Source organism: Streptomyces sp. NPDC059668 (assembly GCF_042734135.1).
In the GTDB taxonomy this organism is placed as follows: Bacteria; Actinomycetota; Actinomycetes; order Streptomycetales; family Streptomycetaceae; genus Streptomyces.
In genome coordinates this window covers 45824-54977 of record NZ_JBHWEL010000062.1, presented here as the reverse complement: position 1 = coordinate 54977, position 9154 = coordinate 45824, and the positions used below count along the sequence as shown (strand labels likewise).

12 protein-coding genes are annotated in these 9154 nt (G+C 73.4%); 5 read left to right on the top strand and 7 right to left on the bottom strand.

Annotated elements, in window-relative coordinates; genetic code table 11:
• Positions 1-791, bottom strand: a 791-nt coding sequence (locus ACFV2J_RS32560; RefSeq protein WP_385441985.1) for a hypothetical protein, incomplete at its 3' end; no start/stop codon positions are given.
• Positions 792-878: 87 nt separating this feature from the next.
• Between ACFV2J_RS32560 and ACFV2J_RS32555 the strand changes: the two genes are divergently transcribed.
• Genes ACFV2J_RS32555 through amaP form a run of 5 tightly spaced genes read left to right on the top strand, consistent with a single transcriptional unit; the run spans position 879 to position 3212 of the window.
• Positions 879-1355 carry an Asp23/Gls24 family envelope stress response protein gene (locus ACFV2J_RS32555; protein WP_385086864.1) on the top strand — a complete coding sequence of 159 codons (477 nt, stop codon included), beginning with the start codon at positions 879-881 and terminating at the stop codon, positions 1353-1355.
• A gap of 33 nt (positions 1356-1388) precedes the next feature.
• Positions 1389-1574 (top strand): hypothetical protein, encoded by a 186-nt coding sequence (locus ACFV2J_RS32550; RefSeq protein ID WP_385086866.1) that lies wholly within the window; start codon positions 1389-1391, stop codon positions 1572-1574.
• On the top strand, positions 1571-1954 hold the full coding sequence (locus tag ACFV2J_RS32545) for a hypothetical protein (protein ID WP_385086869.1): 384 nt from the start codon (positions 1571-1573) through the stop codon (positions 1952-1954). The genes ACFV2J_RS32550 and ACFV2J_RS32545 overlap by 4 nt, the downstream gene beginning before the upstream one ends.
• Positions 1951-2628, top strand: a complete 678-nt coding sequence (locus ACFV2J_RS32540) for a DUF6286 domain-containing protein (RefSeq protein ID WP_385086872.1) — start codon at positions 1951-1953, stop codon at positions 2626-2628. The genes ACFV2J_RS32545 and ACFV2J_RS32540 overlap by 4 nt, the downstream gene beginning before the upstream one ends.
• A gap of 5 nt (positions 2629-2633) precedes the next feature.
• Positions 2634-3212, top strand: a complete 579-nt coding sequence (gene amaP / locus ACFV2J_RS32535) for an alkaline shock response membrane anchor protein AmaP (protein WP_385086875.1) — start codon at positions 2634-2636, stop codon at positions 3210-3212.
• 92 nt (positions 3213-3304) lie between these two features.
• Here amaP and ACFV2J_RS32530 read toward each other — a convergent pair whose 3' ends face one another.
• The 6 genes from ACFV2J_RS32530 to ACFV2J_RS32505 form a co-directional block, all read right to left on the bottom strand.
• Positions 3305-4060: an SDR family oxidoreductase gene (locus ACFV2J_RS32530; RefSeq protein WP_385086878.1), complete on the bottom strand. Its 756-nt coding sequence runs from the start codon at positions 4058-4060 to the stop codon at positions 3305-3307.
• A gap of 23 nt (positions 4061-4083) precedes the next feature.
• Positions 4084-5898 carry a glycoside hydrolase family 15 protein gene (locus ACFV2J_RS32525; RefSeq protein ID WP_385086881.1) on the bottom strand — a complete coding sequence of 605 codons (1815 nt, stop codon included), beginning with the start codon at positions 5896-5898 and terminating at the stop codon, positions 4084-4086.
• Between the two features lie 193 nt (positions 5899-6091).
• Positions 6092-6883 (bottom strand): SURF1 family protein, encoded by a 792-nt coding sequence (locus ACFV2J_RS32520; RefSeq protein ID WP_385086884.1) that lies wholly within the window; start codon positions 6881-6883, stop codon positions 6092-6094.
• A 66-nt stretch (positions 6884-6949) separates the two neighbouring features.
• Positions 6950-7183: a hypothetical protein gene (locus ACFV2J_RS32515; protein WP_168527454.1), complete on the bottom strand. Its 234-nt coding sequence runs from the start codon at positions 7181-7183 to the stop codon at positions 6950-6952.
• Positions 7184-7347: 164 nt separating this feature from the next.
• The gene (locus ACFV2J_RS32510; RefSeq protein WP_385086887.1) at positions 7348-8388 is read right to left on the bottom strand and encodes a DEDDh family exonuclease; all 1041 of its coding nucleotides are present in this window, start codon (positions 8386-8388) and stop codon (positions 7348-7350) included.
• 75 nt (positions 8389-8463) lie between these two features.
• Entirely contained in the window at positions 8464-9081 is a 618-nt protein-coding gene (locus ACFV2J_RS32505; RefSeq protein WP_385086890.1) for a TetR/AcrR family transcriptional regulator, read from the bottom strand.
• Between the last annotated feature and the right edge of the window lie 73 nt (positions 9082-9154).

Here is a 9154-nt window from a genome sequence, read left to right as displayed (position 1 = left end):
GCTCCGCCGAGCGGCCCCGATCCACCGGTCGGTCCCGCTCCACCGGTCGGACCTGCTCCGCCGAGCGGCCCCGATCCACCGAGCGGTCCCGCTCCACCGGTCGGACCTGCTCCGCCGAGCGGCCCCGATCCACCGAGCGGTCCCGCTCCGCCGGTCGGACCTGCTCCACCGGTCGGCCCCGCTCCACCGAGCGTTCCCGCTCCGCCGGTCGGACCTGCTCCGCGGAGCGGCCCCGATCCACCGAGCGGACCCGGCCCACCTCCCCCGTCCGACCCGCCGGTCGGACGGGGGGTACCGGTCGGATCGGGGGCACCGGTCAGGTCCGGCCCATCGGTCGGGTCGAGGGTGCCCCGGCCCCCCGAAGGGGACGGGCCGTCGGTGTCCAGCAGGTCCGTCACCCGCAGGTCCACCTCCGTCACCATGAGCCCCAGACGCTCCGTCGCCGCCGCGGCCAGGGCGGAACGCAACCGGGCCGCCGCCGCGGGGAGCGGTTCGCCGCCCGGTGCCGACGGGCCCGCCGACGCGGCGAACTCCCCGGTGACGCGGAGCGGACCGGGCGGCAGCGCGCCGGGCGGAGACGGCACGGCGGGCTCGTACGTCGTCTCCGGATCCGTGAGGGAGACCCGCAGCGCGTCGAGGCGGACCCCGGGGACGGCGGCCGCCGCACGCCGCAGCACCGCGCCGGCCGCCTCCTCGGTGATCCACGCTCCGTCGCGGTGGTGGCCGAGAGGGAGCAGCCGCCCCAGCCCGAGCTGCTGTCTTACCGCCCGTGTCCATCGGTCCGCCGTCATTCCACCAGCCTGCCGCATCCCTGGCGCGCAATCGCGAGGGCGCACTTAGTGTGGGCGGAGGAGGACGACCGAAAGGGACGTGCGGCGATGACCGACATGACGGAGCGGAACCGGACGGACAACCCCGAGGGCGAGACGCCCCAGACCCGCAAGCCCACCCGTCGCGGCGGCGGCGATCCCGCCACCAGGGGGCGGACGACCATCGCCGACGGTGTCGTGGAGAAGATCGCCGGACTCGCGGCCAGGGACGTGCTCGGCGTGCACGCCATGGGCAGCGGGCTGAGCCGTACCTTCGGAGCGGTGCGCGACCGGGTCCCGGGCGGCTCGAAGTCCGTCGCCAGGGGTGTGAAGGCCGAGGTCGGCGAGGTGCAGACCGCGCTCGACCTGGAGATCGTCGTCGAGTACGGGGTGTCGATCGCGGACGTGGCCCGCGCGGTGCGGGAGAACGTGATCACGGCCGTGGAGCGCATGACGGGCCTTGAGGTCGTCGAGGTCAACATCGCCGTGAGCGACGTGAAGCTTCCCGACGAAGAGGACGAGGAGCCCGAGTCGCGGCTCCAGTGATCTGACCGGCCACCGAACTGCTGAGGAGCGCACATGAGCTTGGCCGTGATCGGCATGATCGCCGGAATGGCGCTGGGCTTCGCCGGGTACTTCGGGGGATTCGGGGCCTTCCTGCTCGTGGCCGCCCTGGGCGCCGTCGGTTTCGTCGTCGGCCGCTTCCTCGAAGGGGACGTGGACCTCGGCGCCTTCTTCCGTCCGCGTGACGACCGGCGGCGGTGACACCCGTGACCGGTACGCCCGGTGACACCCGGCTGCCCACGGCGGTGGTCGCGGCGGCCGAGCGCGGCGCGACCCGGATCGCCGACCGGGTCGTGGCCAAGACCGCCGCTCAGGCGGCCCGCGAGGCCGTCGGGCCACTGCCCCCGGCCGCCGCGCCTCCGCACGCGACGGTCCTCGTCCGCCACGACAGCGCCCGTGTCCAGCTCCACCTCGAACTCGCCTACCCCGCCGACATCGGCGCCCGCTGCAAAGCGGTGCGTTGTCATGTCGCGGAGCGGGTAAGCGCGTTGACGGGGATGGAAGTGCCGGAGGTGACCGTCCAGGTGGAACGGCTGCACCTGGTACCGGTACCCGGCGTGGCACAGGGGAGGACGCAATGAGCGAGCCTCAGGGCTCCGACAGCACGACCCGACGCTTGCCCGTGTTGGAGAAACCGCCCGCGGACGAGCTCGACCGGTCCGCGCGGGCGGACGTCCACGACCCCGCGCGCACCCTCGGCGAGGAGGACGGCGGCCAGGGACGGTTCTGGTCGCTGCGCCGCGTCCCCGCGGGGATCGTCGCGCTGGTCCTGCTGATCGGCGCGGGCGTCTTCCTGTACGACGTCGCGGCCGTCCGGGGCCACCGGCCCGCGCTGCACTGGCGCAGGTCTCTCGCCCGGCAACTGGCCGAACGCCCCCTGGACGACACCTGGATGCTCGTCGGCGCCGGGATCGCCACGGCCCTCGGGCTCTGGCTGATCGTCCTCGCGGTGACCCCGGGACTGCGCGGCGTCCTGCCGATGCGGCGCACCCACCACGACGTACGCGCCGGGCTGCACCGGGACGCCGCCGCCACGGCACTGCGCGACCGGGCCATGGAGGTCTCCGGCGTGCAGTCGGCCAGGGTCCGGCCGGGGCGGCGCACGGTGGACGTCCACGCGGTCTCGCACTTCCGTGAACTCGACGACGTACGTGCCGATCTGGACGCCACGCTCGCCGACGGCATCAGGGGGCTGGGTCTCTCCCGGCCCCCCGGGCTCTCGGTGCACGTGAGGCGTCCCGGACGGAAGGGGTGAGGACGGTGCTCAGGATCGTCAACCGGGTGCTGCTGGGAGTCGTCGGGCTCGCCCTGGTCGTTCTCGGCGGCTCCGTGCTCGCGATCGGACTGGGTGTGCGGTCGCCCTCGTGGTGGATCCACGACGGGCCGCACGACGTGCTGCTGAGCGACGCCGGGCGGACCCGCTGGCGGGACCAGGGCTGGTGGTGGCCGGCCGTCATCGCCGGGCTCGCGGTGCTCGTCCTGCTCGCCCTGTGGTGGCTGGCGGCCGTGCTGCGCAGGCGCCGGCTGACCGAGGTGCTGGTCGACGTCGGCGACGGTGAGGGCGCCCTGCTGCGTGGCCGGGCCCTGGAGGGCGTACTGGCGGAGGACGCCGGACGCCTGGACGGTGTCGCGCACGCCCAGGTGCGGTTGACCGGGAGGCGGAACGCTCCGGGCGCACGGGTGCAGCTGCTGCTGGAACCCCATGTGGACCCCGGACACACGCTGCACCTGCTCACGACGGAGGCGCTCGCGCACGCTCGCGACTCGGCGGGCCTCGCCGCGTTCCCCGCGGAGGTGCGCCTGCGCGGGGTCAAGCACCGCGCGGAACGCGTGAGTTGATTCGGACGGCGGCGGACCGGGCTCTCCGCCCGGCCGCCCCGCCGCCTGCCGCGCGAGGACGGGGCACGCCGAGCCCCCGTCGACCGCCGCCGCTAGAACCCGTGCCGCATGCCGCCGTCCACCGGCAGCATGATGCCCGTCAGGTAGGACGCCGCGGGGGAGAGCAGGAAGGCCGCCGTCCGGCCGAACTCCTCCGGGGCGCCGTACCGGCGCAGCGGGATGCGGGCCTCGTTGGCCGCCCGGGTGGCCTCCGGGTCGGCGGAGAGGCCGTCGAGCTCGCGGACGCGGTCCGTGTCGATGCGGGACGGGAGCAGACCGAGCACCCGGATGCCCCGCGGGCCCAGCTCGTCGGCGAGGGACTTGGCGAAGCCGGCCAGGCCCGGACGCAGACCGTTGGAGATGGTCAGGCCCGGGATCGGCTCGTGCACGGACGCCGACAGGACGAAACCGACGACGCCGCCGTCACCCAGCTCCGCGGCGGCCGCGCGGGCCAGCCGGACCGCGCCCAGGAACACGGACTCGTACGCGGCCGTCCACTGCTCGTCCGTGGTGTCCGCGACGAACCCGGGCGGCGGCCCGCCGACGCTGATGAGGATGCCGTCGAACCCGCCGAAGTGCTCGCGCGCCGCCGCGATCAGCCGGGCCGGGGTCCGGGGGTCGGCGTTGTCGGCGGCCACCCCGACCGCGTTCGGGCCGAGCGCGGAAGCGGCGTCGGCGGCGCTCTTCTCGTCGCGCCCCGAGACGATCACCTTCGCGCCGTCCGCGGTGAGCTCGCGCGCGGCGGCGTTGCCCAGACCACGGGTGGCTCCCGTGACGACGTACACACGGTCCTTCAGTCCAAGATCCATGGCACCCATCCTCCCTCACCCCGTCATTCGATCTGTTCGGCCCCTCCCGTCGTCTTGGGGCTCTCACCTCCGAACAGGTTGAACGCGGTGCCCACCAGGCCGAGATGGCTGAAGGCCTGCGGGAAGTTGCCGAGCTGGCGGCGCCCCACGGGGTCGTACTCCTCGGCGAGCAGCCCGACGTCGTTGGCGAGCTTGATCAGCCGCTCGAACAGTTCGCGGGCCTCCTGCGTGCGGCCCGTCATGTGCAGCGCGTCGGCGAGCCAGAACGAGCAGACGAGGAAGGCGCCCTCGCCGCCCGGCAGGCCGTCGACGTCCGTGCCCTCCTCGCTGTAGCGGCGCAGCAGGAAGTTGTCGCGTTCGAGTTCCGCGCGGACCGCGTCGATGGTGCCGACGACCCGCGGATCGTCCGGCGGCAGGAAACCGGCGCGCGGGATGAGCAGCAGCGACGCGTCCAGCTCACGTGAACCGTAGGACTGCGTGAAGGTGTTCCGCTCGGCGTCGAACCCGCGCTCGCACACCTCCTTGTGCACCTCGTCGCGCATCTCGCGCCAGCCTTCCAGGTCGCCGGTGAGCCCCGGTTCGGCCTCCAGGGTGCGCACGGCGCGGTCGGCGGCCACCCACGCCATCACCTTCGAGTACACGAAGTGGCGACGGGGACCGCGGACTTCCCAGATCCCCTCGTCGGGCTGCCGCCAGGCGGTCCGCAGGAAGTCCATCAGCGCGCACTGCAACCGCCACATGTGCGGTTTGGACGGCAGGCCGGAACGCCGGGCCAGTTCGAGCGAGTCGATGACCTCGCCGTACACGTCCAGCTGTAGCTGCTTCACCGCCTCGTTGCCGATCCGGACCGGGTACGAACCGGCGAAGCCGCGCAGCCACGGCAGCTCGAACTCGGGCAGCCGGCGCTCGCCGGAGAGCCCGTACATGATCTGGAGGTCTGCCGGGTCGCCCGCGACCGCGCGCAGCAGCCAGTCGCGCCAGGCCTCGGCCTCCTCGTGGTACCCGGCCGCCAGGAGCGCGCCGAGGGTCAGCGTGGAGTCGCGGAGCCAGCAGTAGCGGTAGTCCCAGTTGCGGACGCCGCCCAGCTCCTCCGGGAGCGAGGTGGTGGGGGCCGCCACGATGCCGCCCGTCGGCGCGTAGGTGAGGGCCTTGAGGGTGATCAGGGAGCGGACCACGATGTCCCGGTGCGGGCCCTCGTAGCGGCAGCGCGCCGCCCACGCCTGCCAGTCGGCGACACTGCACCGCAGCGCCTCGAACGGGTCGATGAGCGGCGGCCGCGACCAGTGCGAGGGGTGCCAGGTCAGGACGAAGGCGACCTTCTCGCCCTCCTCCACGGTGAACTCCGAGAGCGTACGGAAGTCCTTGCCCCAGGTCGGTACCTCGGGCTCGCTGCGCAGCCATACGGAGTCCGGTCCCGCGACCGCCACCCGGTGGCCGTCCGACTTGCGCATCCACGGCACGACCGAGCCGTAGTCGAAGCGCAGCCGCAGGGTGCTCTGCACCGTGACACGGCCGCTGAGGCCCTCCACGATGCGGATGAGATCGGGGGCCTTGTCACGCTGCGGCATGAAGTCGGTCACCCGGACCGAGCCGTCCTCCGTCTCCCATTCCGAGTCGAGTACCAGGGAGTCCGGCCGGTACGCGCGCCGGGTACAGGGGCCCGCCCCCTTGGGCGCGATCCGCCAGTGGCCGTTGTTCTCGTCGCCGAGCATCGCGGCGAAACAGGCGGCCGAGTCGAACCGTGGCACGCATAGCCAGTCGATCGACCCGTCCCGGCCCACCAGTGCGGCCGTCTGTTCGTCCCCGATGAGCGCGTAGTCCTCGATACGTGGGTGCACGTGGGGCGGGTTCCCGGCAGGGGCCGGGGCCAATCGGGTCGGGGGCCGACCGGGTGATGCGGGAGTGCGTCGGAGCGGGGGCCGTGCACGACGCCGGGCGGGGACAACCGCTTCCGCCGGCGGCCGGCGGCACGGACCGGGGCCGTTCCCGCGGGGGCCGCGCGGGTGAACGGCCGGGACCGGTCCGCGTGGTCTACACGGTGGCCGGGGCCGGTTCCGGGGCGGTCTCGGCGGTGGCGGCGCTCGCGCGCTCCCGGCGCTCGCGGCGGACCAGGACCACCCAGCCCACGGGGACGCCCGCGGAGAAGAGCCACCACTGGATCGCGTACGCCATGTGCGGGCCGATGTCGTTGTGCTCGGGATCGGGCAGCAGCTCGGGCGAGTCGCCCTTGGGCGCGGGCGCGGTCTGCTCGATGTAACCGCCCAGGACCTGTCTGCCGAGGCTCTTCGCCTGCTGCCCGCTGCTGATGAGCATGACCTGACGGTCGGGCAGCCCCGTGACGTTCTTGATACCGCTGGCGCCGGTCGTCTCGTCCGGCATCAGCCGCCCGGTGACCGTGACCTCGCCCTTCGCGGGCGCCGGGATCCTCGGGAACGCGGTCTGCACGCCGTTCGCCGGGATCCAGCCCCGGTTGACCATCAGCACCCGGCCGTCGTCCAGGTCGAAGGGGGTCAGGACGTGGAAGCCGACCTCGCCGTCGGCGTTGGTGCGGCGCCGTACGACGACCTCGTGCGCGGTGTCGTAGCTCCCCTTGGCGGTCACCCGGCGGTACAGGTCGTCGTGCGCGACGCGCTGTCCCGGCGCGGTGAGCGACTCGGCGGGCACCGGCTTCGCGGACAGCGAGGCCGAGATCACCGCGTTCAGCGCGACCTTGTGCTCATGCCGGTGCAGCTGCCAGAAGCCCAGCTTGATCATCGTCGGGATGAGGGCGAGGGCCACGAGGGTGAGGATCACCCACTGCCGGGACAACAGGAAGCGGTACACCCCATTGACGGTACTCGGCACGATTCGGCCCTCGACGGGAGGGTCCCGCCGAGGGCCGTGCCCTGCTCACACCTTGTCGACGATCCCCACCCGCCCCTCCGCGCGGGCGCAGTGGGCTCCGCAGAACCAGTGGCCCTCGACCTCGACCCCCTGGCCGATGATCTGGACACGACAGTGCTCGCAGATCGGGGCCATCCGGTGGATCGCGCAGGAGAAGCAGTCGAAGACGTGCACGGCGCCCTGCGCGTGCACCTCGAACGTCATGCCGTAGTCATTGCCGCATACTTCACAATTCGCCATGCGCCACAGGGTGCGGGGCCGACGCGGCACCGGCGAGCGGGCGCCGGGCGAGTCGCGCGCCAATCACCCGTACGTCGGTCAATCGCCCGTATGCCCGTCGGCCGCCCGTGCGCCGGTCGGTCCGCGGCGCGCCGGTCGCCCGGGCGTGCGCCGACCGTGCCCGGTCACTTCCCCGGAGCCGGTGCCACGTCCCGCAGGAGCTGGCCGAACGCCGCCTCGTCGATCACCGGCGTGCCGAACTGTCTGGCCTTGACCACCTTGGACGTGCTGGAGTCCGGATCGTTCGTGACGAGCAGGCTGGTCAGCCGGGACAGGCTCGTCGCGACATGCAGGCCGGCCTCGACGGCGCGGTCCTCCAGCAGCTCGCGGTCGACGGACGTGTCGCCGGAGAACGCCACCCGCATGCCCTGCTTGAGTGGTTCACCCGCTTCGTACCGACCCGGGTTGGGATAGGGGCATGCGGGACGTTTGCGTGAGGGGCGCCAACTCCCCGACGGATAGCCGCCCGCGGACCCGTACCCGCCCCCGTACCCACCTCCGGAGGAGCCGCCCCCGTACCCGCCGGACTGCCGTCCGATGCGGGGCGCCGCCGGACCGTCCGACCACTCCTTGAGCGGTCGGCACTCCAGCAGGGGCAGCCGGATCCCCTCGCGCGCGGCCGCCCGCAGGCTCGGCCGGAACGCCTCGGCCAGTACCCGCGCGTCGTCCAGCGCGTGGTGCGCGCGCTGCTGCACGACGCCGAAGTGCGCCGCCAGCGACTCCAGCTTGTGGTTGGGAAGCGGAAGGCCCAGCTCCTTGGAGAGCGCGATGGTGCACAGCCGCTGACGCACCGGCGCCTCGCGCGCGGCGCGCGCGTACTCCCGCGCGATCATCGACCAGTCGAAGACGGCGTTGTGCGCGACGAGGACGCGGCCGTCGAGCCGGGCGGCGAACTCCTCGGCGATGTCCTGGAAGAGCGGGGCGCCGTCGAGCACGTCGCTCGTCAGACCGTGGATCCACACCGGGCCCGGGTCCCGCTCCGGGTTGACCGTCGTGTACCAGTGGTCCTCGACCTCACCGCGCGCGTCCAGCCGGTAGACGGCGGCCGAGATTATCCGGTCGTCCCGGGCCAGGCCGGTGGTCTCCACGTCGACGACCGCGTACCCCTGCGGATACGCGGCCGGCCAGGGGGCTGGGGACGCTGCGGTCGTCAGGTCTTCGAGCATGGTCATTGAGGATACGGGCCACGACCGACAGCCCCGTCCCCGGACTCCGCGCGCCCGTCGGGGCCGGGCCGCCCCCTACGGCGTCAACAACCCGGCCACCAGCGCCTTGACGGACGCCGTGAACAGCCGCTCGGTGTCGACCGGTCCCGCCAGCGCCCGCGCGAGCGCCGGGTCGTGCTCGGCGGTGCGCGCGCCCCACAGCTCCTCCTCGCCGGGATGCTGCGCCGGGGCGCGCTCGCGGTTGCGCTCGACCAGGACGTGTCCGACGACCTGGAACTGCACGGCCCGCACGACCCGGGCGGCGCGCGCGCCCCGCAGCCCCGCCGCGTGCACCTCGCGCACCAGCGCCTGCTGTGCGGGCAGGAACATCCGTTCCGTCAGCCCGCGTTCGTGCACCATCGCGATGAGGTGCGGATGCTCACGCAGCTGCCGGCGCAGGACGCGGGCCACCGACACGACCCGCGCCGCGGGGGTGCGACCGCTGGGCCGGATCTCGCCGAGGTCGGCGACGGTCCGCTCGACCAGTGCGTCGAGCAGGGACTCGCGGTTGCCGACGTGCCAGTAGATCGAGGTGACCGCCGTACCCAGTTCGGCCGCGAGCCTGCGCATCGTCAGGGCGTCCGGGCCGTGCTGCCTCACCAGGGCCCCGGCGGTGTCGAGGACCGTCTCGCGGCTGACTGCCGGTCTCGCCATGGCGCCCCCAAGTCCGTTACGTGCACGCGTATTTACCCTGCGCGAGGTCTGCTGTAACTGTGTTACAGCTGAC